Raw genomic sequence first — 26,349 nt, 5'->3', positions numbered from 1 at the left:
CATGTATTTTGAGACAAGGCTTTTGCACAATGGAAACGAAATTGATCCGGTGACAGGAGCGGCCAGCATTCCCCTTTACCAAACCTCAACTTTTCATCAGCAGATTGATCAGCCTGGCCAGTTTGATTACAGCCGCTCGGGCAATCCCACTCGTCAGGCGCTGGAAAATACGATTGCCAAACTGGAATCAGGCTGTAAAGGTTTTGCTTTTGCTTCCGGCATGGCAGCGGTCTCAACGGTGTTTCTGTTATTCTCGCGCGGAGATCACCTCATTGTGTCGCGGGATGTTTATGGCGGAACCTATCGGGTATTGACCCGGGTGTTTCAGCGACTGGGGATTGAGTCAACTTTTGTGGACACCACTCAAATCGACCAGATCATACAGGCAATTCGGCCGGCCACCAAAGCCATATATGTTGAAACTCCTTCCAATCCTCTTCTGAAAGTCAGCAATTTGCGCGTCATTTCCCAACTCGCAAAGGCGCATCGGCTGTTAACCATTGTGGACAATACGATGTTAAGTCCCTGTTATCAGCGTCCACTGCTATTGGGAGCGGATATTGTCATCCACAGTGCCACCAAGTTTATCGGCGGCCACAGCGACGTTGTGGCCGGATTGGTAGTGGTCAGGGACAAGGGACTGGCTGAACAGGTGGGACGGCTGCAAAATGATTTTGGGGCCATTTTGGGTGTCCATGACTCATGGTTACTGCTCAGGGGGCTGAAAACATTACAGGCCAGGATGGAGTGTTCCACCAGAAATGCGGAAAAAATTGCTTTATGGCTGGAACGGCATCCCGATGTGAAAAAGGTATATTATACCGGCCTGCCCTCACATGAAGGCCACTCTTTGCATTGTAAACAGGCCAGCGGACACGGGGCGGTCCTCTCTTTTGATGTGGGCAACAGGGAAAAGGCGGAGCAGATCCTGAAACGCGTCCGGCTGCCAATCGTTGCCGTAAGTCTGGGAGCCGTAGAAAGCATTTTGTCATATCCTGTCAGAATGTCGCATGCTTCTGTTCCCCCCGTGATAAGAAAAAGGCACGGAATTACCGACGGATTGTTGAGGTTCTCTGCCGGACTGGAAAATTCCGATGATCTGATCGCGGACTTGGCACAAGCCATTGACAGAAAAGTGACCGTTTCTTTTGCTGGAAAATAATTCGCCTCCAAAAGGGGACATTTTTCTTTCTGCCATCATCATGTAAAATGAGAAAGAAAAAACAGAGTTAGAAGGGGTTCTTATAACAATGACGATCAAATCAGACAAATGGATACGTGAAATGGCAGAAAAACATGGAATGATTGAACCATTTATTGATCGGAATGTCGGAAAGGGTGAAGCGGTCAGTTATGGTTTGAGCAGTTATGGATATGATTTGCGTGTTTCGGATGAATACAAGATTTTCCATAATGCCTTGAATTCAGTGATCGATCCCAAAAAAATTGATTTCAATTCGTTTGTGGATTATCAGGGGGATGTGTGTATCATCCCTCCCAATTCCTTTGGCCTGGCGCGGTCGGTGGAATATTTCCGGATCCCGGAAAACGTGCTGGCGATTTGTGTCGGGAAATCTACCTATGCCCGCTGCGGCATTATTACCAATGTTACTCCGCTTGAACCGGGATGGGAAGGTTATGTGACGCTGGAAATCTCCAACACTACACCTTTGCCGGCCAAAATCTATTCCAATGAGGGGCTTTGCCAGATCCTCTTTCTGGAAAGTGATGAGGTATGTGAGGTTTCTTATCGGGTAAAACAAGGAAAGTATCAATTCCAGAAAGGAATCACGCTGCCTACGGTTTAGAAATTGCACTTTCATGGTTGACTGTGCGGCCTGAGCTGAAGGTGATGTTCGGAGATACCGCTCCGTTTCGGCATGTCATATTAATGACTCTGCGCGGGAAACCGCGCTTTTTTTCTGCCTGGCAACAAAATTTGACAGAAATCGTTCAATTCATCTTCAAAACCAGGAGGAAATAGTAAAAATTGGCAGAAATAGTCCGGAGTTGAGGTGTGGATTGGGAGGGAATTGGTTTGCAGCGCCCCTTTGTTGCTGCCGGATTTGGATGGGGAAGCGGAATTGTATTAGCTTTTTGGATGGACTCCGCTCCGGCCTTTTATCTGGGATTGGCTATTTGTATTGTTGTTGTGGGCGGGCTGTATGAATACCTGTTCCGGGAAGGGCGTGCAATTCTTGTCTTTACAGCTGCCTTGTTTCTGGCAGCAGCCCATTTTTCCTGGGTGGATCAGAAAAATGTCAGCCGGATTTCGCTAGCTTTAGCCGGAAAAGAGTTGACGGCCCTGGGGAAAATTAAATCCTCCCCACGGGTAGACGGCGATGCGCTAAGTTTCGCCATGAAGCTGGACAGTCTGTGCCATGGCCGCACTGATCTCTACCCGAAAGGAGAAAAAATTCAGGTTTTTATCCGTCTCGGGACAAAAGAGGAGTTAAAGGCCGCCAAACAGTTGCGCAGCCAGTCTGTGATCCGGCTTTCACTCAGACTGGAAAAACCGGCTAAACCGCGCAATCCGGGCGGGATGGACTATCAGGCCTATCTGTTTCGCCACCAGATTCACTGGATCGGCAAAGGAAGGTTTGAAAATGTAACGGCAGTTACGGAGACCAGGATGCATCCGCTTGTGTGGATTGAAAAATGGAGAATGCGGTTGTCCGGCAAACTGGATGCCCTGTATGACGAGTCGGTGGCCGGTTTTTTGAAAGGGCTTCTGTTGGGAGAAAGAACGGAAGTGGAGCCTGCTTGGGAGAGGCAATTTTCTACCCTTGGAATAGTACACTTGTTGTCAATTTCGGGATTACATGTTACTGTGCTGGCAGGAGCAGTTTATTTCATTTTTAAATTGATTGGTTTAACCAGGGAAAAAGCGGCACTGTTTGTGCTGTTGTTTCTGCCTGTCTATGCCGTATTGGCCGGACTTGATGCACCAGTTGTCCGTGCGACGATCATGGCTGGACTGGCCATGATCTCACTGTTTTTTCAGAAACCAAAAGACAGTTTTTCTTTTTTGGGTGTTGCTTTTTTACTTCAATCGGCGTGGAATCCTTATCAAATCTTCGAGGCCGGTTTCCAACTGAGTTTTATGCTCACGGCCGGGCTGATTACCCTGACGGAACCGATTGCCCGCAGATTGCCTGTTTCCCGACCAACTTTCTGTTATCTTGCCGCGAGCAATTTTATTGCCCAATGGTTATCCTTTCCTGTCGTTATTTATCATTTTCATGAATATTCCGTCCTTTCCTGGCTGGTCAATTTCCTGCTGGTTCCTTTGTTCAGTTTTGTGATTCTTCCGTCAGCTTTTGTATCGCTGGTCTGGGGGCTGGTTTTTGAAGCAGGGGCGCAATTGCTGGCCGGTCTGTTGCAAGGGATGATTTTGTCGGTACAAATTCTTGCAGAATGGATGACCAGATGGCAGGGATTCCATCTGGCATGGAGATCTCCGCCCGGGTGGTGGATCATTCTTTATTATGTGACCACTGCCCTTGGCTTGTGGGGATGGCTTCAGCCGCATGGCCGAAAAACGGTTCGTGCGGGAAGTGTTTTGCTTTTGTCCATCCTGATTGCGGTATTGATTACAGGAAAAGACCCTTACACAGTACGTCTGGCCTTTTTGGATGTGGGACAAGGCGATGCGACGGTGATTGAAACAGAAAATGGATTTACCGCCCTGATCGACGGAGGGGGAAATGCTGTTTTTGCCAGGGAAAGCTGGCGAAAACGCAAAGATCCGTTTGAAGCGGGCGCTGATATCATTGTGCCATATTTGAAGTCACGCGGAATCAGGCAAATTGATTTGCTCATCATGACACATGGCGATACAGACCATATTAATGGCTTGCTTGATGTGATAGAGCGGTTTCCGGTACGAAGCGTGGTGTGTAATTTCCATTTACCGCGAAATGAGATTGAGCATAAAATTATGATGGAGTTGGGAAAACGGGAGATCCCCGTTAATGTGCCCAGGACGGGGAAGACATGGCAGATTGATAAAGGGGTTTTGCTGACTTTTATGCATCCGGAACCGGATGTGGGGGCTAAAGACCGGAAGGAGACCAATGATGATTCGGTTGTCATTCTGCTGTCAGTTCACGGCTTTCAGGTTCTGCTTCCCGGGGATATCGGGGTCGAGACGGAAAAAAGATTGCTCAGGCGCTGGAATTGGCCGAAAATCGATTTGCTGAAAGTTGCCCATCATGGAAGTGAAACCTCTACTCATGAACAGTGGCTTTCTGAACTCGGTCCCAGGTATGCCGTGATTTCTGCCGGAAAGAACAATATGTACGGCCATCCCGCTCCCGAAATCATCTCCCGCCTGAAAAAAAGGGGAATTTCCATTTGGCGGACGGATGTGCATGGAGCGGTGATTTTTGAAGTCGGAAAAAGAAGCGTAAAAATCAGTTCCCATAATTGATCCGGAAAAGTAATATTCCTTATTAAAAACAACAACGTTTTTCTATATACTACTTTTATACATATCTCCTGTTGCAACTTACATGATGGGAAACAGGTCAATAAATATAGGGGGTATTTATTTGCTTGACTCGGAATTGATACAGCGGGCACAAGCCGGGGAGCGAAAGGCAATGGTTGAAATCCTGAGCAAGTTGGAAACACCGCTCTACCGTACCGCTTTTTATCTGATGGGAAACGAACAGGATGCGCTGGATGCAACTCAGGAGGCTCTGCTGAAAGTTTATCGAAATCTGCCTTCATATAAGGGAGAGGCAATGATTTATACATGGGCCCAACGAATTGTGACCAATGTTTGTATGGATATGTTCCGCAAACGGAAGAAGGTGGTCTTAATGGAAGAAGATGCAATTCGTGAAGACCGCAATGCAGGAAAAGAAGTTGAAAAGGGGGCAGTGATCTCCGATTTGAAGCAGGCAATTCGACGCCTTCCCATGCCTCAGCAAACAGCCATTATTTTACGGTATGTACAGGAGTACAATTACAAGGAAATTTCTGAAGCAATGGGACTGCCGCTCAATACGGTCAAATCTCACCTTTTCCGGGGACGAAAACAGTTGCAGAAATGGCTGTCAGAATACCAGGAAGGAGGGGACTTCTCATGGCAGATGAAAAAATAATGGAATGGTCCCAGAGGAATCTGGATAATGACTTGTCCCAATTGGAAAAAAGCATGCTTGAGAAGCATTTGCAAGAATCGACGGAAGATCGACAGAATGCCGATGAATTGATGGAAGTTTCCCGTCAATTGTCCCTTCTTCCCAGGACAGATCCTCCGCATAGTGTGATACCGCAAGTACTCGATCAGATTGAAAGGGAGGAAACATCCCGTTCGAAAACAGTCAGCAGCCCGAGCCGAACCAGGTGGCTGTCTGTGGGAAGAGCGGTGGCCGCGGCGGTGATCGTAAGCTTTGCCGGCCTGTTTGCGTTAATGAAGTTTCAATCCTCTGATCTTGAAAATGGACAAAAGATGGGGGATACGAATGAAGCAGGTGTATATTCACAATTAGAAGAAAAAGATGCGAATATGGAAAAAGCAAATTCCGTCATATGGTCGCCAAACCAAACTTATCGCGCAGAATGGAAAGAGAGGAAACTGGTGGTTGTCAGGGCGGATGGTGCACTGCAGTATGAACGATTATTCAATTCAGAACAGCTTCAATTGCAAAAGATTGAGTGGTTAACGGATCAGGTGGTAAAAGTGACGCTGATCCATGCTGACCGGCAAGTTCCGGAAATCATAACGGTAGATGTGGTGAAGAAGCAAGAAGTTCAATAGAGCAAGAGGTGTAAAAAGTGGATCAGTCTTTGCAGAAACTGAAAAAAGGGGAACGATATCCCTTTTATTTCTTCTTTGGGACGGAATCGTTTTTGATAGAAGAAACTGTGCGATGGATGAAAAAGAAATGGATGCCGTCTGATGATCCATTTGGCAACTTTGTCTCATTGGATCTGGAGGAGACACCGGTGCAAACGCTGGTTCAGGAAGCCGAAACCCTTCCTTTTTTTGGCGACCGCCGCTTTATTGTCGGTAACCATGCACAATTTCTTACATCAAAAAAGACTCAAACCGGCCTCAAACATGACCTGGATTCCCTTCTCAAATATCTGGAAGATCCTCTTTCATCCAGTATTGTCGTAATTACGGTTAACTCCGAACAACTGGACAAGCGCAAAAAAGTGGTAAAGGCATTGCTGAAGAAAGCCTGTACCATCGAATTCTCCCCCCTGAAAGGCAAAAAGCTGATGCAATGGGTGGATCGGCGCTTTAAACAGCTTGATGTCCACATTGATACTGCAGCTTTGAAAGAGTTCATCCTTCTGGTGGGCTCCGATTTGCAACTGCTGAATCAGGAGTGCATGAAGCTGGCTGCTTACGCCGGAAAGGAAGGCACGGTTACGGCGGAAGCGGTTTCAATGCTGGTTCCGCGTACATTGGAACATGATGTATTCAAGCTGACGGAAAAAATAGCCGAACGCCAGATCGGCCAGGCATTCATGATTTGGCAGGACCTGTTGTTCCAAAAGGAAGAGCCGGTTCGGATTCTTGCCCTGATTGTGCGCCAGTTCCGGTTAATGCTGCAGGTAAAGACATTGGCGAAAAAAGGGATGTCCGACAAGGAAATGGCCCGGTTTCTGAAAGTGCATCCCTATCCGGTCAAACTTGCTCTCAGGCATGGGGCCAGGTTTTCGGAATCCCAGCTGTGCCAACTCTTGATGTCGGCTATTTTGGCAGATCAGGAAATTAAATCGGGCAAGATGGACAAGGTGCTGGCTGTTGAACGGTTATTGCTTTCCATTCATCAAGCGTTTGTTTAAAAGCTGCCAGACTAAATCGTCTCAATAAAGTCACAAAAGCGGCGGCAAAACGGTCTGCAAGGATAGAGCCATATTTTCAGACTCCTTAACAGGAATCCTGACACAGAATGCTTGACTTTTAAAGATGATTGCCTGAGAATATAGCTTAATATAACCTGTTTTTTGCGGTCAGCAAAAGTTCATATCTCAAACAGCGTTGAAAAAGAGTAGTAGCACAGGGAGGCTGTCAAGAGAGTTGGCGGATGGTGCGAGCCAATCAGCAAACTGTGTGAATGGACTTTGGAGCTGGTTTTCTGAACGGAGAGAATCTCCTGTAGGAAAAAACGGACAAAACCGTTATTTTGGAAAGTGCATCCGCGGGGGAGCCTGCGGATGAACGAGGGTGGTACCGCGAGTAAACTCGTCCCTTTGGTGGGGCGGGTTTTTTTATATCTTGCAAAGGAGTGGTATGGATGAAACGCGTTTTATCCGGTGTGCAGCCGACGGGAATGCTGCATTTGGGAAATTATCTGGGTGCGATCAAACAGTTTGTGAAATTGCAGAATGAGGCAGATTGTTATTTCTGTGTTGTCAATCTGCACGCTCTCACCATCCCGAAAAATCCCGAAGAGCTTCTCGAAAGGACCAGAGATGTGGTTGCCATGTACCTGGCGGTAGGACTTGATCCTGAAAAGGTAACTCTGTTCGTCCAGTCACAGGTTAAGGCGCACTCGGAAGCCTGCTGGCTGTTGCAATGCGTCGCCCGTGTCGGTGAACTGAACCGGATGATCCAGTTTAAGGAAAAAGGGAAAGGTTCGGATTCGGCACTGGTCGGTTTATATACCTATCCGGTTCTGATGGCGGCAGATATTCTGTTGTATCAGGCGGATCAGGTTCCGGTCGGTGAAGACCAGAAACAGCATCTGGAACTGACACGGGATCTGGCGGAGCGGTTTAACCGGGATTACCAGGAAGTGCTGACGGTTCCAGAACCCTTGATTGGCCAGGTGGGTGCCCGGGTCATGGGCCTGGACAATCCGGAGAAAAAAATGAGTAAAAGTGCAGACAGCGCTTTTAACTATATCGCCATGCTGGATGATCCAAAAATGATTGAGAAAAAATTGAAACGGGCGGTGACCGATTCGGAAAACCAGGTTCGCCATGATCCGGCCACCAAACCCGGGATCAGCAATTTGTTGGGCATTTACAGCTCGCTGTCTGGAAAGTCGATCAAAGAACTGGAAAAACAGTATGAAGGGGTCGGCTACGGATTGTTTAAAAAAGATCTGATCGAAGTGACGGTAGATCATCTGCAGCCGATTCAGGAGCGTTACTATCAGATTCGAAAATCCTCCCTTCTGGATCAGGTGTTGGCAGAAGGAAAAGAAAAGGCCAATGCTGTTGCGGAGGAAACATTGCGTAAAATGAAAGAGGCGATGGGAGTTTTGTAATTATCCATCAAAAAAGATGCCAATCTGTTCAAATGGCATCTTTTTTGATGGATGAGCCGAGTTATAGGGAAAAAATATGTTTTATGCATTCATGGTTTGCAATTTTTTAGCAAGACGGGATTTTTTGCGAGCAGCAGTGTTTTTGTGGATCAATCCTTTGGTGACAGCTTTGTCCAGACTGCGGGTTGCCTGGTTCAACAAAATTGTTGCTTGCTCTTTATCCTGATTTTCTACGGCAGTCAAGAATTTTTTTATTTCGGTACGCATTGCCGATTTCTGGGAAGAATTGCGCAAGCGCCGCACTTCATTGGTTTTGGCGCGTTTGATTGCGGATTTGATGTTTGCCAAGTCATTCACCTCCCATTAAAAAGGATTCCGCATCCCTTTAGTGCAACATGCAATATTCTAGCACGTGAAGGTATAAAAAGCAATAATCGGGCAGGAGAATAAATAAAACTGCTTGAGGCAGACTAAGTCTGGGATGTGATGGAAGGAGCAAAATGCATGAATCAGAATCGTCCGCAAGAACATCAGATCGACTTGAGTCAATATACTGTCCGGACTGACCTGGCTCGGGAATCCCATGAGATGGCCGCCAAAAAGCGGTCAGACGGAAGCTCTATTCCGGGAGTGCAAATCTGGGAAAACACTGATGGAGGAATTACAACCAGCTGGATCTGGATCAAAAATGAGCAGGGCGCCCGGGAAATAGGAAAGGTTCCGGGCACTTACCTGACAATTGAAGCGCCGGGGCTAAGGTCGAGAGATTCCATATTCGGCCAGAAAGTCGCCGGTCATTTTGCCGACCAGTTTGAGCGTTTTTTGCAGGAAGCAGGGATTGGCCCCAATGATTCCTGTCTCATTGTAGGATTGGGAAACTGGAATGTGACCGCAGATGCATTTGGTCCGCTGGTGGTAAAACATACCATGGTTACCCGCCATCTGTTTGAACTGGAACCGGAAGCGGTGGCAGAAGGCTATCGCCCGGTCAGTGCATTGTCCCCCGGGGTATTGGGACTGACGGGCATCGAAACGAGTGACATCATCAAGGGAGTGGTGGAAAAAGCTAGGCCGGATTTTGTCATCGCTTTTGATTCGCTGGCTTCCCGGGCATTAACGCGGGTCAACACTACCATTCAGGTAGCAGATACCGGGATTCATCCGGGATCGGGCGTTGGAAACAAACGAAAAGCCTTAACCAGAGAAACCCTGGGCATCCCGGTGATTGCAATTGGCGTGCCCACAGTCGTGGATGCGGTTACCATTGCCTTCGATACGATCGATTTTGTCACTGCTCATTTGGGCCGTGAAATTCACGGGGTAAAAAGCAATCCACTTGATCCTTACAAACGGCCGTCCGTAAAAGACCTGCAAGACTACCGGACTCCAGATGAAACCGTCCACCGCATGATGGGCCTGTTTGGTGCTTTGGGGGACGACGAAAAAAGGCAATTGATTCATGAAGTGCTCTCTCCTTTGGGCCAAAATCTTATTGTGACGCCCAAAGAAGTAGATTCCTTTATGGCAGCGATTGCCAAAATCATTGCCAACAGCGTCAATTGTGCCTTGCACGAGTCGGTCAATATGGAAAATGTCGCTTCGCATGTATGGTGAACTTCATTAACCGGGAGGCTTTTGTTGAACTGTATTTTTGCAACAGCAAAGGTTCTGTTTATATTTTTCTACAGTCTGGGCTTGTGCCTGTGCACAGGCTTTTTTGTTGTTTTTTCTATCAATTTGAATCCTGCTTTTTCAAATTTCACAGGTTCTACTCTTGCTAGATTTTTCATAGTTTAGGAACGAGAGAGAAGCAAACAAAGGGTGAACCTGATGAATAACCGGTATCGCGGGTTTCTCACATTAAACATGGCCCGTCCGAGAACGAGACAGGTGTTGGTGTTTGTATTTCTGGCAGTGGCGGTGATGTTTTCTTTCCTGGGCGCATGGGTAATGGTACAGGCTGAAAACAGATTGCAGGGTTCCGATTTAAGCAAGGTGACTTCTCACATATCCGCCAAAACCCTGGTAATGCTGATGGGTGAAAATCTTCCTTACCTGAAGGAACAGATGGGGGCAGCGGGACTGGATGAGATCGTCTCCCGCATGACTTTTGAATTGGCGACCAGCATTGATCTCAAGGATCCCCGAACCTTTCTGGGCAGGGAACTTCCTCTGTATGCGCTTTTCGACAGCGAAATCGATGTGGCCAGTGCTGACGTGGATTACACTTCCATTCCGATCGAATCGCCCCCGCCGCCCGAACTGGAAAAAGAAATTATCAAGGCGATGGAAAAGCCGGAGCAAGGGCGGACAAGCACCTCCAATGACGGAATCAAGCGGAAACAGGTATTGATTTACACAACACATTTCTGGGAGTCTTATTTGCCGGAACTGGGGAAACAGGACCCGCGCAAGGCGACACATGTCGAAAAGAACATTACCCGGGTATCGAAGTATCTGGCAAGTGTGCTGGAGAAAATGGGAATTGGCGCCGTAACGGCTGAACGCAAATATACCTGGGATTCCGGCGCTTACCGGCAGTCAAGGGCAATGGTGCAATCGGTGATGAAACAGCACGGCGACATCACGTACCTGATTGATTTGCACCGGGATGCGCAGAGAAGGGACAAAACGACCAAATCTTATGGCGGCAAATCTTACGCACGACTGGCGTTTGTAGTCGGAAAATCAAGCAAGAATTATGCAGAGAATCTGAAATTGGCCCGGGAAATGCACAAGGAAATTAATAACCGGTATCCCGGATTGTCCCGTGCAGTGATTATTAAAGAGCGGGCAAATGGGAACAACGGTGAATATAACCAGTCTCTTTCCCCCAACAGTATGCTTGTGGAAGTTGGAGGAGTGGATAACTCATTTGAAGAGGCATTCCGGTCGATCGAAGTATTTGCAGAGGTATTGGCAGAAAGGATCCATGAAGCCACGCCAGTAATGAAGAAAAAAAATTAAAGCGTGTCAGAGGTGGAAGAACATGCGCGTATGGGTGCAGGTAATCGCTCTTTTCACAATGCTGGGATTGGGGATTTTTGTCGGGATCGATCTGGCAGAGCGCAACATGCACAAGATGCAGGGAACGGAAGGAGCGGAACGTGCCATTCAGATAACACCCAAAGACGGAAAAATTGAAATCTCGGTATTTGGACAGGTAATCGAGACACGAAAACCGGATGATCAAGCACTCGCCAAAAATGAATCCGTCACAATAGACCAGCCTCCCAAAGAGGGAACCAATTACCTGGCACTGGTCGGAAATCAGTTGGGAACAGCAATTCGCCAGGTTTTGCGCAAATTGGCCGATTTGATGTTTGTATGGACACAATCGTAATGTTCTCACCCATAGGCGATGTGTTGCACAAGGAATCACCTTGTGCTTTCTTTTGTGACAATTGAATCCCGGCCATGAGACTGTTATAATTAAATAATGCAGTCTTGCTTTTTTATGCAGGAGGGAAAGGAACGGGAATGGAAAACAAAGAGAAACAAGCACGGATCCGCAATTTCTCAATTATTGCTCATATCGATCATGGAAAATCCACACTGGCTGACCGGATTCTGGAGAAGACCGGAGCACTGACCAAGCGGGAAATGCAGGAACAGTTTCTGGACCGGATGGATTTGGAGAGAGAACGGGGAATTACCATCAAGTTGCAATCAGTCCGCCTGCCATATAAAGCCAGGGACGGCCGGGAATATATTCTGAATTTGATTGATACTCCGGGACATGTTGACTTCACCTATGAAGTTTCCCGAAGCCTGCAGGCATGTGAAGGGGCATTGCTTGTCGTGGATGCATCACAGGGAGTGGAAGCACAAACGCTGGCAAATGTTTATCTGGCTCTGGAAAATGATCTTGAAATCATTCCCGTCATCAATAAAATTGACCTGCCAAGCGCTGAACCGGAACGGGTCAAGCAGGAAATTGAAGATGTCATCGGTTTGGATGCCAGTAATGCCGTTTTGGCATCGGCCAAATCCGGAATCGGAATTGAAGAGATCCTGGAGCAGATCATCGAAAAGGTCCCCCCGCCGGAAGGCGATGAAAAGGCTCCGCTTAGGGCATTGATTTTTGATTCTCTCTATGATTCCTACAAAGGGGTTATTATCTATACCCGCGTAGTGGAAGGAACGATTAAAAAAGGGATGCCGATTAAAATGATGTCAACCGGCAAAACCTTTGAGGTAACAGAAGTAGGCGCATTTACGCCCAACGCTATCACCCTGGACGAACTGAAGCCCGGGGAAGTCGGTTTTGTCTGCGCCAATATCAAAAATGTGCGTGATACGCGTGTAGGTGATACCATCACCAATGCCGACAACCCAGCGATAGAACCGCTGCCCGGTTACCGGCGCATCAATCCCATGGTCTTTTGCGGCTTATATCCCGTTGATTCTTCAGATTACGATGATTTACGGGAAGCGCTCGAAAAACTGGAACTGAATGATGCTTCGCTTTCCTACGAACCGGAAACTTCGCAGGCACTCGGGTTTGGATTCCGGTGCGGTTTTCTGGGACTGTTGCACATGGAGATTATTCAGGAGCGGATTGAACGGGAATTTGGAATCCAGTTGATTACGACCGCTCCCAGTGTAGTATACAAGGTTTACAAAACCGATCAGACGATGCTGGAAATCGAAAATCCGACCCTGATGCCGCCAGTGCAGGAAATTGAACGGGTGGAAGAACCTTATGTAAAAGCAAGCATTATGGTTCCCGATGATTTTGTGGGGGCGGTCATGGAGATCTGCCAAAACAAACGAGGCCAGTATGTTACCTTGAACTATCTCGATACCAATCGCGTCAATCTGGTTTATGAATTGCCCCTGGCCGAAATTGTCTATGACTTTTTTGACCAGTTGAAATCAAATACCAAAGGTTACGCTTCGTATGATTATGAACTGGTTGGGTACAAGGCTTCAAATCTCGTCAAGATGGATATTCTTCTCAATGGCGAAGTGGTTGATGCCCTTTCCTTTATTGTCCACCGCGAGCGTGCCTACCAGCGCGGACGGGCACTGGTGGAAAAATTGAGAAAACTGATTCCGCGCCAGATGTTTGAGGTACCGATCCAGGCAGCCATTGGCAATAAAGTGATTGCCAGGGAAACAATCAGCGCGATGCGCAAAAATGTGCTGGCAAAATGTTATGGTGGAGATGTAAGCCGTAAAAGAAAATTGCTGGAGAAACAGAAAGAGGGGAAAAAACGCATGAAAGCCGTTGGCAATGTGGAAGTTCCCCAGGAGGCTTTTATGGCAGTTCTGAAGATCGATGAACAGAAATAATCAGAAAAGCCGCAGGCGGATTCCGCTTGCGGCTTTTTGTCAAGGAGGTTCGGATTTTGCCCCCTAAAGCAATTTATGTTCATATTCCTTTTTGTGCGAATAAATGCCATTACTGCGATTTCAACTCTTATGTCGTGAACGGGCAACCGGTTGAAGATTACCTGGATGCGCTGGCACTCGAAATGGAAATGGCAGCTGCCAGAACGAAACCGGAACAGATCCGGACCATTTATATCGGGGGCGGTACTCCGACCATATTGACTCCAGCGCAAATGAAAAAACTGCTCCGGGATTTGAAGTTCCATTTTCCGGACCGGGCGGAAGATCTTGAATTTACGGTAGAAGCCAATCCCGGTACTACAGGGCCTGAACTCCTTTCCGTGATGCGAGAGGAAGGTGTAAACCGGATCAGTTTTGGCGCACAAACATTTCGGCAGGATCTGTTAAAAAAAATCGGGCGAATTCACGGGGCAGGAGAGATCAGGAAAAGTGTCGGTCAGGCGCGGAAGGCAGGGTTTGACAATATCTCCCTTGATCTCATGTTTGGACTGCCGACACAGACCGTCGGAGATGTGGAGCAATCATTGCGTGAAGCCGTCTCGCTGGAACCGGAGCACTTCTCCTGTTACAGCCTGAAAGTGGAAGAAGGAACAAGGTTTTATGTTTTGCAGCAGCAAAATAAGCTGGTCCTTCCGGATGAAGACGAAGAGTTGGAAATGTACCAATGGACACGTTCCTATTTAAATAAAAAAGGATATATTCAGTATGAAGTGAGCAATTTTGCCAGACCGGGATTTGAAAGCCGGCACAACATAACGTATTGGCTTAATGAAGAATATTATGGTTTGGGTGCAGGAGCCCATGGCTATGTGGATCGGGTAAGATATGCTAATGTAAAAGGAGTAGAGGAATATATTTATGAAATAAAAACTGGCTCTTTACCAGTAGAAGAATTTTATGTAGTAAGTACTTCGGAAGATATGGAAAACTATATGATTTTGGGACTCCGTCTGCTGAAAGGAGTGAAGCGGTCACGTTTTGTCCAGCGTTACGGGATTGACGCCGGAGAAGTTTTTGCAACAACTTTAAAAAATTTGCAACAAAGTAATTTGCTCACCGTCGATGATAATTGGATTCGTTTGACAGATCAAGGTCTTTTGTTTGGCAATCATGTGTTTGCATCATTTCTGGGAAGTGTGGAATTATAATGTCATACATTGACATCATATTGGTCGTTTGGTAATTTAAAAATAGCATTTTAGCACTCGTTCATTATGAGTGCTAACAAGGAGGGGAGGCAGATGTTAACGGAGCGGCAGAAATTGATCCTTTGGGCAGTCATCAACGATTACATCGTATCAGCAGAACCCGTTGGCTCGCGCACTGTATCCAAGAAAAAGGGAATTGATTTCAGTGCGGCCACGGTTCGCAATGTCATGGCTGATCTGGAAGAAATGGGATATTTGGAGCAACCGCACACATCTGCCGGAAGAATACCTTCACAAAAAGGGTATCGCTTTTATGTTGACTATTTGTTGAAACCGTATATGTGGTCAAAACAGGATCTGATTGCCTTGCATGATTTTCATGTAACACGAATGGACCATGTGGAACAGGCGATCAAGCAAACAAATTCAATACTGTCCCAGTTAACCAACTATATGACCTTTATCCTGGGGCCAAAAATAACGGAAAGCAAATTGAAGCATCTGCAAATCGTTCCTCTTTACGATCGGTCTGCAGTTTCCATATTGGTAACCGATACAGGTCATGTATACCAACAACGCGTAAAGGTTCCTGAAGGAGTATCGTTATCTGAAATTGAACGATGGGCAAATTTTCTCAACACCCGCCTGAACGGCTGCCCAATTTCAAAATTGAAGCCAATCCTTGTCAAGAAGCTTGCTGAAGAATTGCAACGATATGTTGAACACATTGAAAAGCTGACCAACTTGCTTGATCAGATTTTACGAGCCCAGCCGGATGAACGTTTATATACAAGTGGCACAACCCGGATTCTGGAACAGCCAGAGTTCCAGGATGTTGAAAAAATGAAAGCCTTGCTGGACCTGTTGGAGGAAAACGAAGTTATTATCCAGCTTCTTGAACCTGCTACGGAAGGCGTGCAAGTTCGCATCGGTTATGAGAATCATCTGGAGGCAGTGCGAGATTGCAGCATTATTTCTGCTTCGTATATGTTTAACGGTCAGCCCGTTGGCACGATTGGAGTATTAGGCCCTATCCGGATGGATTACAGCCGGGTCATCGGGATCATTGATTTGTTGGCAAAAGATTTTTCCAAACGACTGGACACATTATTTGACTGTGGCGAATAGGTCGTTTGAAGCGGCTTTTTCCGCAAGTGGTGGGGGTTCAGGCCATGAACCCCTATCCCTATGTACAGAAAGGGGAATAGCAGGTGCCCGACAGTGATCATTTCTATCAAGCAGATGAGGGGCGGCTTTCGGCATTGGAAAGTAATGCAAAAGCTGTTAAAAAAGTGGCTATGGCCGTTTCATCCACGCTTGGCCCCAAGGGTCTCGATACCATGCTGGTAAACTCGAAGAATGAAGTGGTGATTACCAACGACGGGGTCACGATCCTGGAGCTGATGAAAATTGAACATCCAGCCGCTAAAATGATTGTAAATGTAGCCAAAGCACAACAAGAGGAAATGGGAGATGGAACGACAACGGCCACTTTGCTTGCGTCAGCGCTCGTTGACGAAGGAGTGAAGCAGGTAATGCGCGGAGTTCCTGTAACGAAAGTGATTGCAGGAATCCATCGGGGAATCGGGTTTGCTTTGCACAAGATGCGTGAAAAAGCCCGTCCCATTTATGAACTGAACGATGAATGGCTGCAACGGATTGCTTTTACGGCTTGCCGGGAAAATGAAGATATTACTTTGGCAGTGATTGAAGCCGTTCATGTATTGGGCCGGGAAAAAATGCTGAAAAAAGGATTTAAATTTTCATCCTGTGTCAAGGCTTTTCCGAGGGTGGAGAATCGGGTGATTCCTGGCGTTCTCCTGAGCCGGTCCCGTATGAATCAACAGATGCCGCGCAAAAAGGAAAATGTTCGTGTACTGGTACTGGCCGACTCGCTTGAACCGCAAACCGCCCCGAACAATGCAAACGGATCTGACGAATCCGCCAGCCAGCAGGAAGGATCAAAAGAAGAGTTTTATGTTACGCTGGAACATATCATTCATCTCGAAGCAGGCCTTGTTGTTGTGGGAGGTCAAGTAGATTCCCATGCAGAAAGTGTTTTTACAGATGCGGGGATCATGGTTGTTCAAAATGTACCCCAGGATGAACTGAGAAAAGTGGCTGAGCATACCCATGCAAGGATCATGAAAACAAATGTTTTGTACAATTCGCCCGAAGAAATAGAAGCTGCCCTGGGGATGTGCAAAGAGGCCGTTGATGGTGGAGACATCAGTCGTGTGCGTATTATCGGCGGCCAGGGAAAACCGTTTGCCACAATTGTCGTGGGGGCAATGACCGAAGAAATCCTGGCAGAGTATGAACGGATTGCCAAAGACGCAGCATCAGCTGTACAGGCTGCCATTCGCGGCGGGTTTGTTCCGGGAGGCGGTGCAATGGAACTGTCGCTTTCACATTATGTGGCACATTACCGGGAAACTGTCCAGGGGATGGAACGTTTTGGAGTGACAGCCGTAGCAGAGGCACTCCAGAGACCCATGAGCCAGGTCGTAGCCAACGCTGGATTCAATCCGCTGGAGAAAATAGAGTCCGTGAAAGCATTTCAGGTTAAACGGCACTCCGACTCCTTGGGAATTGATTGTGATCGTGGTACGATAGCAGATATGATAGAAATGGGCGTTGTTGATCCGCTTCTCGTCAAGGCACATGCCCTGAAAACCGCTGGTGAAGTGGCCACAGCGATTTTGCGGATCCATACCATTGTGAATATGAAAGAATAACAGCCTGTTTCATAATATTTTAGGAGGATCAGTGATGGATCAGGAAAAAGATGAGCTCCAGCATACTTCGACACAGGCTTCTCCTGATGAGCCTGAATCGGAAGGCCAAGGGAAGTTACATAGCCAAGAGGAGCAAATGAAGGCGGAATCTGTAGAAGATGAAATAACTGCAAAATTACAAAAGGAAGCGGAAGAAGCAAAACTTGCCGCCGAAAATTGGAAAAAACAGGCAGAACAGAACAGGGAACAGTATTTGCGGGCACTGGCTGATTTTGAAAATTACCGGCGCCGTGCCCGCAAGGATAAAGAAGACGCGCTGAAATACGGAGTAGTTCCGCTTTTGGAAAGTTTGCTTCCTGTGCTTGACAACTTTGAGCGAGCGCTTGATGCAGCTGACTTCAGTCAGGATGCACAGTTGTTGCAAGAAGGCATCGAAATGGTGTATCGCCAGTTTCTTAATGTATTGTCTCAGGCAGGACTTACAATGATCGAAACAGAAGGAAAACCATTTAATCCTCACGAACACAATGCAGTGGCACAAGTTGAGGCAGAAGATGTCGAGTCCGGTATTGTGGTCGAGGAATTGCAAGCCGGATATCGTTTTCTGGATCGTGTGATCCGTCCTTCTATGGTAAAAGTGAGCAAATAGATGATATACTTATTATTTGTCAGTGAAGGCAGGAGGTAGGAGTTTATGAGCAAAGTTATTGGTATTGACCTTGGTACAACCAACTCGTGTGTCGCTTTTATGGATGGTAAAGAAGTTGTGGTTATTCCCAATGCTGAAGGGGGACGGACAACTCCTTCCGTTGTGGGATTTTCCAAATCAGGCGAGCGTTTGGTGGGAGAAGCGGCCAAACGTCAGGCCATTACCAATCCGGACAAAACGGTTGCTTCCATCAAACGTTTCATGGGATCCGGTCATAAAGAAAAAATCAACGGAAAAGAATATACACCCCAGGAAATCTCTGCAATGATCCTGCAAAAATTGAAACAGGATGCGGAAAGTTACCTCGGAGAAAAAGTGACGCAAGCCGTCATTACAGTGCCTGCATATTTCAACGACAGCCAGCGCCAGGCAACCAAAGATGCCGGACGGATTGCCGGGCTTGAAGTGCTTCGCATTATCAACGAGCCGACCGCAGCCGCACTTGCTTACGGACTGGACAAGGAAAATGACCAGAAAGTACTTGTTTTTGACCTTGGCGGAGGCACTTTTGACGTTTCTATCATGGAACTGGGCGACGGCGTTTTTGAAGTGCTTGCAACCAGCGGGGACAACAAACTTGGCGGAGACGACTTTGACCAGGTGATCATCGACTACCTGATCGAACAATTTGAGAAGGAAAATGGCATCGATTTGCGCAAGGATCCAAATGAGACCCAAATCATGCAACGGTTAAAAAATGAAGCCGAGAAAGCAAAAAAAGACTTGTCCGGTGTTTTGACCACAACCATTTCCCTGCCATTCTTGACCGCGGACGAAACAGGCCCGAAACACCTGGAAGTAACCCTGACACGGGCCAAATTTGAAGAATTGAGTTCTGATCTGATTGAGCGGTGTATGGGTCCGACACGCCGTGCCCTGAGCGATGCCGGTTTGAGCCCGGACAAAATTGACAAAGTCATTCTCGTTGGCGGTTCAACCCGGATTCCGGCCGTGCAGGAAGCCATCAAACGTTTTATCGGTAAGGAGCCGAGCAAAGGGGTTAACCCCGATGAAGTTGTTGCCATGGGTGCTGCCATCCAGGGGGCCGTATTGTCCGGGGATGTAAAAGATGTTGTTCTTTTGGACGTAACTCCGCTTTCTCTTGGTATTGAAACCCTGGGTGGCGTGTTTACAAAATTGATTGAGCGGAATACAACGATTCCAACAGAGAAATCACAAATCTTCTCTACGGCTGCTGATAATCAGACAACAGTAGATATCCATGTTCTGCAGGGAGAACGTCAAATGGCTGCCGACAATAAAACACTCGGCCGTTTCCAATTGACCGGCATTCCGCCAGCACCCCGCGGCATTCCGCAAATCGAAGTCACGTTCAAAATCGATGCCAACGGGATTGTCAATGTGTCGGCCAAAGATAAAGCAACAGGCAAAAGCCAGGATATTACCATCAAATCTTCCAGCGGATTATCCGATGAAGAGATTGAACGCATGATCAAGGATGCCGAAATGAATGCCGAAAAAGACAAAAAACGCAAAGAAAAAGTAGAGCTCCGGAACAAAGCTGATCAATTGATCTTCACAGCTGACAAAACCATCAAGGATCTTGGCGACAAAGTGGATGCCCAGGATAAAGAGAAGGCAGAAAAGGCCAAGGAACAATTGAAAAAGGCACTGGAACAGGATGACGATGAAGCGATTAAAAAAGGCGTGGAAGAATTGGAACAAGCTGTACAGCAACTTTCGGTCAAACTCTATGAACAGATGCAACAGCAGGCTGCACAAAATCAGGGCGCCAATGAAGGGTCCGGGACCAGGAAAGATGACAATGTCGTAGATGCGGAATATGAAGAGGTAAAGGACGAAGAAAAATAATGAGGAGAGAGGGAAAGAGTTCTCCTCGGCCGGAAAGTCAGTGTCGGGGCTCTGCCTTGGCATGGCTTTCCCTTTTTTTGTGAGACTTCCAGCTGTTCGTGTTATGAAGGGGAGGTGACCCAGTGAGCAAGCGCGATTTTTATGAGGTGCTTGGTGTAAGCCGAAACGCCTCGGAAGATGAGATTCGCAAAGCTTATCGTAAGCTGGCCCGTAAATACCATCCGGATGTAAACAAGGAACCAGATGCTGAAAAGAAATTCAAGGAAGTAAAAGAAGCTTATGAAGTACTGAGTGATCCGCAGAAAAAAGCCCGGTATGACCAGTTTGGGCATGCTGATCCCGGCGGATTTGCCGGAGGCGGCGGTGGCTTTGATGCCGACTTTGGATTTGGAGATATTTTTGATATGTTTTTTGGCGGCGGTCGCCGCAGCAATCCGCATGCCCCCCGCAAAGGTGCCGATCTGGAATACCGTTTGACAGTAGAGTTTAAGGATGCCGTATTCGGGAAAAGTGTGGAAGTCGTTATTCCACGCACCGAAACATGTGACAAATGCCATGGCACCGGGGCAAAACCGGGAACCCAGCCGGAGACATGTTCCACCTGTCAGGGAACCGGACAATCTGAAGTGATCCAGAATACTCCGTTTGGCCGAATTGTTAATCGGCGGATCTGCCAGGTATGTAATGGCACCGGTAAAATCATCCGTGAGAAATGCAGCAGCTGCGCCGGTACCGGTCAGGTGAAGCGGAAGAAAAAGATCAATGTCAAAATTCCCGCCGGTATCCATGAAGGAGCACAGCTGCGTGTGAGCGGTGAAGGAGAACCGGGGCAAAATGGCGGGCCTCCGGGGGATTTATATATTACAGTTTATATCAAGCCTCACGAGTTCTTTAAAAGGGACGGCGACGACCTGGTATGTGAACTGCCCATTACTTTCGGGCAGGCTGCACTGGGAGATGAAGTAATTGTTCCAACGCTGAAAGGCCGTGCCAAATTAAAAGTTCCTGCCGGAACACAAACGGGAACTGAATTCCGTCTGCAGGGAAAAGGTGTTCGCCGGTTGCGCGGTTATGGAGAAGGGGATTTGCGCGTCAAAGTGCGCGTTGTAACTCCTACCAAATTGACTGCGGAACAAAAGGAAGCTTTGCGCAATTTCAGCCATTTGTGCGGTGAATACATCAAACAGGAGCAAAGCACCAATTTTTTTGATAAAATGAAGCAGGCGTTTCGAGGTGAATAAAGAAGAGAACGGGCACATTCGCCCGTTTTTTCTTTACCAATGCGAAAGAGGGTGTCCATTTGAACTGGTTGGAAATAAGTGTGCATACAGGTCGGGAAGCGTTAGAGGCGGTGAGCCAGTTCCTGCAGGATCTGGGTGCCGGGGGCGTAGCAATCGAAGATTCGGAGGTACTCCATCGTACGTTTGCAGATCATTTCGGTGAAATCGTTGAATTGTCTCCTGAAGATTATCCGGAGGAAGGAGTCATCGTAAAGGCTTACCTGTCTGATCTGAAACGGCTGGATGGATCAGGGCTCATTCGGCAGGTTGAGATGAAATTGAAATCTCTTGAGCAGATCGGACTTGATGTCCGGCCTGCCAGGGTTGAAGTCCGGACGGTCAGTGAGTCATCATGGGAAAATGAATGGAAAAAATATTACAAACCGGTACAAGTATCAGGGCAAATCACCATCAAACCCGTATGGGAGAATTATGAAGCCAGGGGTTCCGGCGAGAAAATCATCCAGATGGATCCCGGTATGGCATTTGGAACCGGAACCCACCCGACGACAAGGCTGAGTATCCAATTGCTCGAAAAATATATGCCGTCACAGGCCAGCGTGATCGATGTCGGATGCGGAAGCGGAATATTGAGCATTGTCGCCGGGAAACTGGGGGCCGGAAAAATCCTGGCGCTTGACAAGGATCCGTTGGCAGTGGAAAAAGCAGGCGAAAATATCCGGCTTAATCCGCTTGACAGCCAGATTGTTGTCAAAGAAGGAGACTTGCTGAAGGGAGTAAGCGAGACAGCCGATGTCGTCGTTGCCAATATACTGGCGGAAATCATCGCCAAAATGGTTTATGATTTGCCGCGGGTATTGGTACCTGGTGGCATATTTATCGGATCGGGAATCGTCAGGGAAAAAGCGGAAATCGTTGAGAAGGCATTGGTTTCATGCGGACTGAAGGTATTGGAAGCCAAACAACAGGAGGGCTGGGTAGCCATTGCCGCAAAAAAATGGTAAAATGGCAGGAGTGTCAAATGCAAAGATATTTTATACCAGCAGACGTTTTGAATGGTTCACATGTTCGATTGACCGGGGATGAAGTTCATCATATCAGGAATGTGATGCGCAACAGACCGGGAGACCGGATCATTGTTTGCTTTGAAGACGGGTACGATTACGTTTGTGAAATTCAGGATCTGAACCATCATCAGATTGATTGCATAGTAGTGGAGAAGTTCCCTTCACAAGGCGAACCGCAAACGAAGATTACTATTGCCCAGTCTTTGGTAAAAGGAGACAAACTTGAATGGATTGTGCAGAAGGGGACGGAAATAGGTGCCAGTTCTTTTCAGCCGTTTCATTCAGCACGATCGATTGTAAAAATAAATGCCCCAAAGGAAATGAAAAAGCGGGAACGTTGGCAGCGCATTGCCAAGGAGGCAGCAGAACAGTCGCATCGTGGAAAGGTGCCGGCGGTGCTGCCGGTTTTGCCGTGGAATGCAATCCTTGATAAAATCGAAAAATTTCCGCTGTCCCTGATTGCCTATGAAAAGGGAGGCATTCCTATAAATCAGGCGATGGCGGGGTCCCAGGCGGATGAGATATTGCTTTTGATCGGTCCTGAGGGCGGATTTACCGAGGATGAAGTGAACGGGGCGCATGCAAAGGGGGCCATTCCCATTACATTGGGTCCGCGCATTTTGCGTACCGAAACCGCTCCGCTTGTGGCACTTTCGTGCATGCTTTTTTACAGAAACGAGTTGGGAGGTGAATAAAGTGAAAACCGTTGCTTTTCATACATTGGGGTGCAAGGTGAATGCTTATGAAACAGAGGCAATCTGGCAACTGTTCAAGAAAGCCGGTTACAAACGGGTGGAATTTGAGGAAGTGGCAGATGTATATCTGATCAACACCTGTACCGTTACCAATACAGGTGACCGGAAAAGCCGGCAGGTAATCCGGCGGGCGATCCGGCGCAATCCGAATGCCGTAATTGCTGTCACCGGCTGTTACGCGCAAACTTCTCCTGCAGAAGTAACGGCCATTCCCGGAGTTGATATCGTCGTGGGAACACAGGGGCGCGACAAACTGTTCGATTATGTTGAACAATATATGAAAAAACGGCAGCCGATCAATGCGGTGGCAAACATCATGAAGCAACGTCAGTTTGAAGAATTGGATGTACCTTCCTTTTCCGACCGCACCCGTGCTTTCCTCAAGATTCAGGAAGGCTGCAACAACTTTTGCACCTTTTGCATTATTCCGTGGGCAAAAGGACTGTCCCGCAGCCGGAAACCGGAAAATGTCCTGAAACAAGCACAAACGCTTGTTGACGCCGGGTACAAGGAGATTGTTTTAACCGGGATTCACACCGGCGGGTACGGAGATGACTTTGAAAATTACAAGCTGGCCGATCTTTTGTGGGATCTGGATCAAATAGAAGGTCTGAACCGGATTCGGATCAGTTCCATTGAAGCCAGTCAAATTGATGACCGGATGATTGAAGTGTTGAATACGTCCAAAAAAATGTGCCGCCACCTTCACATTCCGTTGCAGGCCGGAGACGATACGGTATTGAAACGGATGCGGCGAAAATATACGACTGCGGAATACAGGGAAAAAATCCTGCAGTTGCACGAAGTGATGCCCGATATCGCGATTACAACCGACGTGATTGTTGGCTTCCCGGGAGAAACAGAGGAACAGTTTGAAAACGGGTACCGTTTCATTGAGGACTTGAAGATGTACCAGCTGCATGTGTTCCCGTATTCCAGAAGAACTGGCACGCCTGCGGCCCGGATGCCCGATCAGGTACCGGACGAAGTGAAGCACGAACGGGTTACGCGTCTGATCGAATTGTCGAAACGGCTAACGGGCAACTATGCCGGGCGTTTTATCGGCGATGTGGTTGAGGTGATTCCGGAACGTCCGTTTAAAGAAGATCCGGACAGCGGTCTCTACATGGGGTATTCGGACAATTACCTGCAAGTCGTTTTTCCCGCTGATGAAGAAATGACAGGAAAAATCTGTCAGGTTCGGATTAATCAGGTGGATCCGGAATATTGCTATGGCACTTTTATCCGGAAAGTGAATGATGCGCCCCGTCCGGCTCAGGTTATATGATGGATTGCAAGGTTGTTGACGGTGCATGTTGACAACCTTTTTTGTTTCAAGTTCGTTTCTGTTATGGAAAGGATGATCACGTTGAAGGAGAATTCGGCCGGTGGTGTGGTATTTCGCAAAGAAAACGGCCTGGTTCAGATCCTGATGATTGAAGATCGGTTTGGCCACTGGACGCTGCCCAAAGGCAAGCAGGAACAGGGGGAAACCGATGAAGAAACAGCTATAAGGGAAATCAGGGAGGAAACGGGGATCAAAGGCCGGATTGTTCAATCATTGGTCTCGATTCAATATACTTATGAACATCAGGATTTTGGTGAAGTGGAAAAAACAGTTCACTACTTTCTGGTCGAAGCTCTGACAGGGAAAGAAACACCGCAAGTGGAAGAGATTAACGGTGTAAAATGGCTGACCCTTGAAGAAGCACGGGCAAAACAAAAGGCGTTTGGTTACGGGAATAATGAAATTGTGATGGATAAGGCCATTTCCATTCTTCAGGAAAACGCTGAAGTTTAACGGATGGGTGCCGATTTTTGCGGGATCAGCCAGGTAATACCGCGGGCGAACTGATCGCAGAATGGCAGTACGGCAATGGAACAAATCAGATTAAACAGTGTTTGAATATGGGCAATCTGGGTTGCCGGATCGTTGGACAAATAGGGTGTAACCGCACTGATTGCCGGAATCAGGGGAGTAAACACGATGACCCCGGCCACGTTCAGGACGAGATGGGAAAAAGCCGCTTGCCTGGCGGCAGGAATCGTGCGGATCGAAGCCATGAGCGCGGTAATGCAGGTACCGATGTTGCTGCCAAAAACGGCGGCGATGGCAAATGGGAGCGGAACAGCGCCAGCAGCAAAAAAACCCATCGTCATTGCAATACATGCACTGCTGCTGTGAATCAGCGCTGTTATGGCCGTTCCGGCAAGTAACCCGGAAACGATGGGATTTCCACCATGATGAAGCAACCAGGAAATCCAGCCTTGCTCCTTAAGCAGAAAAGCGATGCTCTGCATCCATTCAATCCCCCAGAAAATGGCGCCAAATCCCAAAAAAACAGAACCAAAATTTTTCAGCACAGGATGGGGAAGCAGATATAACCCGCCTCCCAGCACCATGAGCGGGATGGCCAAATCTTCAATATTTAGCGCCAATATTTGAGTGGTGATGGTAGTCCCGACATTGGTTCCCAAAATAATGCCTAACGATTGGGAAAAGCTGAGCATTCCCGCATTGACAAAACCAATCGTCAAAACGGTGACCGCGCTGCTGGATTGCAGGAAAGCGGTGGTAACCGTGCCGGTGAAAAAACTTCTTAACGGAGATTTTGTAAATTGAAGCAATATGTCATGCAACCGGTCGCGAGCCAGCTTTTCCAGGCCAGTCCGCATCCTGGACAGTCCCAGCAGAAAAACAAGCAGTCCAAATCCGAATGGAACCAGAATATTGAACGGCATCGGTATATTCCTCCCTGTCTTTTTTATATATATGGTGGACAGGAAAGAGGCATGACCGCTAAAATAAATAAAAGCCCTTCGAATGAAGGACTGTGTATACATAAATTTACCGGTTTTCTTTGGTTGATCCGCCAGACTCTTCAAGGGGAGCTTTTCCCTTGGGATGCCTGGGGATAAAAGGCGGGGCATCAAACCCGGTAAAGTCTGGGCGGTACAGTTCCGGAAAACCAGGCAACGCCCGTGGGTGATCGTTTGATTGTGAGTATACGGGATCCAGTTCAGGCGTACCGAAGATGGCCCATGTCCCTGTATGCAGATCTTCTGCCATTCGCGGCGGAGTAAAAGTTGGTTCATTTTTGGAGGATTCTGTTTCGGGCTGTGAAGAAGCTGAATCTTTCGCTTTTTTTGCCTCAGGCAGAAATTGGCTTAATTCTTCCAGGACAATTTTTCGAATCAGTCTTCGAAGGTGGGATTCATGGGGAACATTTTGTTGTGCCAATGATTTCACCCCTTTTTCC

24 protein-coding genes and 1 other annotated feature are annotated in these 26,349 nt (G+C 47.6%); of the genes, 21 read left to right on the top strand and 3 right to left on the bottom strand.

The window, feature by feature from the left end; genetic code table 11:
- The first annotated feature begins 1 nt into the window (after window position 1).
- The 7 genes from H2C83_RS00285 (at window position 2) to trpS (ending at window position 8,240) form a co-directional block, all read left to right on the top strand.
- Entirely contained in the window at window positions 2–1,162 is a 1,161-nt protein-coding gene (locus H2C83_RS00285; RefSeq protein WP_181736612.1) for an aminotransferase class I/II-fold pyridoxal phosphate-dependent enzyme, read from the top strand.
- Window positions 1,163–1,250: 88 nt separating this feature from the next.
- Entirely contained in the window at window positions 1,251–1,808 is a 558-nt protein-coding gene (gene dcd / locus H2C83_RS00280) for a dCTP deaminase (RefSeq protein WP_181736610.1), read from the top strand.
- Between the two features lie 230 nt (window positions 1,809–2,038).
- Entirely contained in the window at window positions 2,039–4,432 is a 2,394-nt protein-coding gene (locus H2C83_RS00275; RefSeq protein WP_181736608.1) for a DNA internalization-related competence protein ComEC/Rec2, read from the top strand.
- A 121-nt stretch (window positions 4,433–4,553) separates the two neighbouring features.
- Window positions 4,554–5,111 (top strand): RNA polymerase sigma factor, encoded by a 558-nt coding sequence (locus H2C83_RS00270; RefSeq protein WP_181736606.1) that lies wholly within the window; start codon window positions 4,554–4,556, stop codon window positions 5,109–5,111.
- A complete protein-coding gene (locus H2C83_RS00265; RefSeq protein ID WP_181736604.1) occupies window positions 5,093–5,770 on the top strand; it encodes an anti-sigma factor in 678 nt (225 codons plus the stop codon). The genes H2C83_RS00270 and H2C83_RS00265 overlap by 19 nt, the downstream gene beginning before the upstream one ends.
- 17 nt (window positions 5,771–5,787) lie before the next feature.
- Entirely contained in the window at window positions 5,788–6,810 is a 1,023-nt protein-coding gene (holA, locus tag H2C83_RS00260; protein ID WP_181736602.1) for a DNA polymerase III subunit delta, read from the top strand.
- Between the two features lie 187 nt (window positions 6,811–6,997).
- Window positions 6,998–7,221, top strand: a binding site (T-box leader).
- Between the two features lie 41 nt (window positions 7,222–7,262).
- Entirely contained in the window at window positions 7,263–8,240 is a 978-nt protein-coding gene (trpS, locus tag H2C83_RS00255) for a tryptophan--tRNA ligase (protein WP_181736600.1), read from the top strand.
- A gap of 81 nt (window positions 8,241–8,321) precedes the next feature.
- Here the strand turns inward: trpS and rpsT are convergent, their stop codons facing one another.
- Window positions 8,322–8,588 carry a 30S ribosomal protein S20 gene (rpsT, locus tag H2C83_RS00250; protein WP_181736598.1) on the bottom strand — a complete coding sequence of 89 codons (267 nt, stop codon included), beginning with the start codon at window positions 8,586–8,588 and terminating at the stop codon, window positions 8,322–8,324.
- Between the two features lie 156 nt (window positions 8,589–8,744).
- Here rpsT and gpr point away from each other — a divergent pair, with 156 nt between their 5' ends.
- The 14 genes from gpr (at window position 8,745) to H2C83_RS00180 (ending at window position 24,890) form a co-directional block, all read left to right on the top strand.
- On the top strand, window positions 8,745–9,854 hold the full coding sequence (gpr, locus tag H2C83_RS00245; RefSeq protein WP_181736596.1) for a GPR endopeptidase: 1,110 nt from the start codon (window positions 8,745–8,747) through the stop codon (window positions 9,852–9,854).
- A 216-nt stretch (window positions 9,855–10,070) separates the two neighbouring features.
- Window positions 10,071–11,207: a stage II sporulation protein P gene (spoIIP, locus tag H2C83_RS00240; protein ID WP_181736594.1), complete on the top strand. Its 1,137-nt coding sequence runs from the start codon at window positions 10,071–10,073 to the stop codon at window positions 11,205–11,207.
- Window positions 11,208–11,229: 22 nt separating this feature from the next.
- A complete protein-coding gene (locus H2C83_RS00235; RefSeq protein WP_181736592.1) occupies window positions 11,230–11,583 on the top strand; it encodes a DUF3679 domain-containing protein in 354 nt (117 codons plus the stop codon).
- Window positions 11,584–11,720: 137 nt separating this feature from the next.
- Window positions 11,721–13,538, top strand: coding sequence for a translation elongation factor 4 (gene lepA, locus H2C83_RS00230; protein ID WP_181736590.1), 1,818 nt, complete (start codon window positions 11,721–11,723; stop codon window positions 13,536–13,538).
- A 56-nt stretch (window positions 13,539–13,594) separates the two neighbouring features.
- Entirely contained in the window at window positions 13,595–14,746 is a 1,152-nt protein-coding gene (gene hemW / locus H2C83_RS00225) for a radical SAM family heme chaperone HemW (protein WP_181736588.1), read from the top strand.
- 93 nt (window positions 14,747–14,839) lie between these two features.
- Window positions 14,840–15,874, top strand: coding sequence for a heat-inducible transcriptional repressor HrcA (hrcA, locus tag H2C83_RS00220; RefSeq protein ID WP_181736586.1), 1,035 nt, complete (start codon window positions 14,840–14,842; stop codon window positions 15,872–15,874).
- Window positions 15,875–15,957: 83 nt separating this feature from the next.
- Entirely contained in the window at window positions 15,958–17,484 is a 1,527-nt protein-coding gene (locus H2C83_RS00215; protein WP_312853813.1) for a TCP-1/cpn60 chaperonin family protein, read from the top strand.
- Window positions 17,485–17,518: 34 nt separating this feature from the next.
- On the top strand, window positions 17,519–18,133 hold the full coding sequence (gene grpE / locus H2C83_RS00210) for a nucleotide exchange factor GrpE (protein WP_181736584.1): 615 nt from the start codon (window positions 17,519–17,521) through the stop codon (window positions 18,131–18,133).
- 45 nt (window positions 18,134–18,178) lie between these two features.
- A complete protein-coding gene (gene dnaK, locus H2C83_RS00205) occupies window positions 18,179–20,026 on the top strand; it encodes a molecular chaperone DnaK (RefSeq protein ID WP_181736582.1) in 1,848 nt (615 codons plus the stop codon).
- A gap of 122 nt (window positions 20,027–20,148) precedes the next feature.
- Entirely contained in the window at window positions 20,149–21,267 is a 1,119-nt protein-coding gene (gene dnaJ, locus H2C83_RS00200; RefSeq protein ID WP_181736581.1) for a molecular chaperone DnaJ, read from the top strand.
- A gap of 59 nt (window positions 21,268–21,326) precedes the next feature.
- Window positions 21,327–22,271, top strand: coding sequence for a 50S ribosomal protein L11 methyltransferase (gene prmA, locus H2C83_RS00195; protein WP_181736579.1), 945 nt, complete (start codon window positions 21,327–21,329; stop codon window positions 22,269–22,271).
- A gap of 17 nt (window positions 22,272–22,288) precedes the next feature.
- The gene (locus H2C83_RS00190) at window positions 22,289–23,029 is read left to right on the top strand and encodes a 16S rRNA (uracil(1498)-N(3))-methyltransferase (protein WP_181736576.1); all 741 of its coding nucleotides are present in this window, start codon (window positions 22,289–22,291) and stop codon (window positions 23,027–23,029) included.
- A gap of 1 nt (window position 23,030) precedes the next feature.
- Window positions 23,031–24,377 carry a tRNA (N(6)-L-threonylcarbamoyladenosine(37)-C(2))-methylthiotransferase MtaB gene (mtaB, locus tag H2C83_RS00185; protein ID WP_181736575.1) on the top strand — a complete coding sequence of 449 codons (1,347 nt, stop codon included), beginning with the start codon at window positions 23,031–23,033 and terminating at the stop codon, window positions 24,375–24,377.
- Window positions 24,378–24,449: 72 nt separating this feature from the next.
- The gene (locus tag H2C83_RS00180; RefSeq protein WP_181736686.1) at window positions 24,450–24,890 is read left to right on the top strand and encodes an NUDIX hydrolase; all 441 of its coding nucleotides are present in this window, start codon (window positions 24,450–24,452) and stop codon (window positions 24,888–24,890) included.
- Here H2C83_RS00180 and H2C83_RS00175 read toward each other — a convergent pair.
- Together H2C83_RS00175 and H2C83_RS00170 are read right to left on the bottom strand one after the other, a co-directional pair.
- A complete protein-coding gene (locus H2C83_RS00175; protein ID WP_181736572.1) occupies window positions 24,887–25,831 on the bottom strand; it encodes a Na/Pi cotransporter family protein in 945 nt (314 codons plus the stop codon). The two genes, H2C83_RS00180 and H2C83_RS00175, sit on opposite strands and share 4 nt — an antisense overlap.
- 106 nt (window positions 25,832–25,937) lie before the next feature.
- Window positions 25,938–26,330, bottom strand: a complete 393-nt coding sequence (locus tag H2C83_RS00170; RefSeq protein WP_181736570.1) for a hypothetical protein — start codon at window positions 26,328–26,330, stop codon at window positions 25,938–25,940.
- Window positions 26,331–26,349: the final 19 nt, after the last annotated feature.

Origin of the sequence: Thermoactinomyces mirandus (assembly GCF_013868055.1) — a bacterium.
Classification (GTDB): domain Bacteria; phylum Bacillota; class Bacilli; order Thermoactinomycetales; family Thermoactinomycetaceae; genus Thermoactinomyces; species Thermoactinomyces mirandus.
The sequence above is the reverse complement of the archived record's forward strand: the minus strand, read 5'-3'. Positions and strand labels throughout refer to the sequence as shown.

Bases quoted from the DNA above. Each gene is read 5' to 3' on its own strand.
- H2C83_RS00285 (WP_181736612.1), top strand. From the start codon at position 2: ATGTATTTTGAGACAAGGCTTTTGCACAATGGAAACGAAATTGATCCG.
- dcd (WP_181736610.1), top strand. From the start codon at position 1,251: ATGACGATCAAATCAGACAAATGGATACGTGAAATGGCAGAAAAACAT.
- H2C83_RS00265 (WP_181736604.1), top strand. From the start codon at position 5,093: ATGGCAGATGAAAAAATAATGGAATGGTCCCAGAGGAATCTGGATAAT.
- trpS (WP_181736600.1), top strand. From the start codon at position 7,263: ATGAAACGCGTTTTATCCGGTGTGCAGCCGACGGGAATGCTGCATTTG.
- gpr (WP_181736596.1), top strand. From the start codon at position 8,745: ATGAATCAGAATCGTCCGCAAGAACATCAGATCGACTTGAGTCAATAT.
- spoIIP (WP_181736594.1), top strand. From the start codon at position 10,071: ATGAATAACCGGTATCGCGGGTTTCTCACATTAAACATGGCCCGTCCG.
- H2C83_RS00235 (WP_181736592.1), top strand. From the start codon at position 11,230: ATGCGCGTATGGGTGCAGGTAATCGCTCTTTTCACAATGCTGGGATTG.
- lepA (WP_181736590.1), top strand. From the start codon at position 11,721: ATGGAAAACAAAGAGAAACAAGCACGGATCCGCAATTTCTCAATTATT.
- hrcA (WP_181736586.1), top strand. From the start codon at position 14,840: ATGTTAACGGAGCGGCAGAAATTGATCCTTTGGGCAGTCATCAACGAT.
- grpE (WP_181736584.1), top strand. From the start codon at position 17,519: ATGGATCAGGAAAAAGATGAGCTCCAGCATACTTCGACACAGGCTTCT.
- dnaK (WP_181736582.1), top strand. From the start codon at position 18,179: ATGAGCAAAGTTATTGGTATTGACCTTGGTACAACCAACTCGTGTGTC.
- H2C83_RS00190 (WP_181736576.1), top strand. From the start codon at position 22,289: ATGCAAAGATATTTTATACCAGCAGACGTTTTGAATGGTTCACATGTT.
- H2C83_RS00180 (WP_181736686.1), top strand. From the start codon at position 24,450: ATGATCACGTTGAAGGAGAATTCGGCCGGTGGTGTGGTATTTCGCAAA.
- H2C83_RS00175 (WP_181736572.1), bottom strand. From the start codon at position 25,831: ATGCCGTTCAATATTCTGGTTCCATTCGGATTTGGACTGCTTGTTTTT.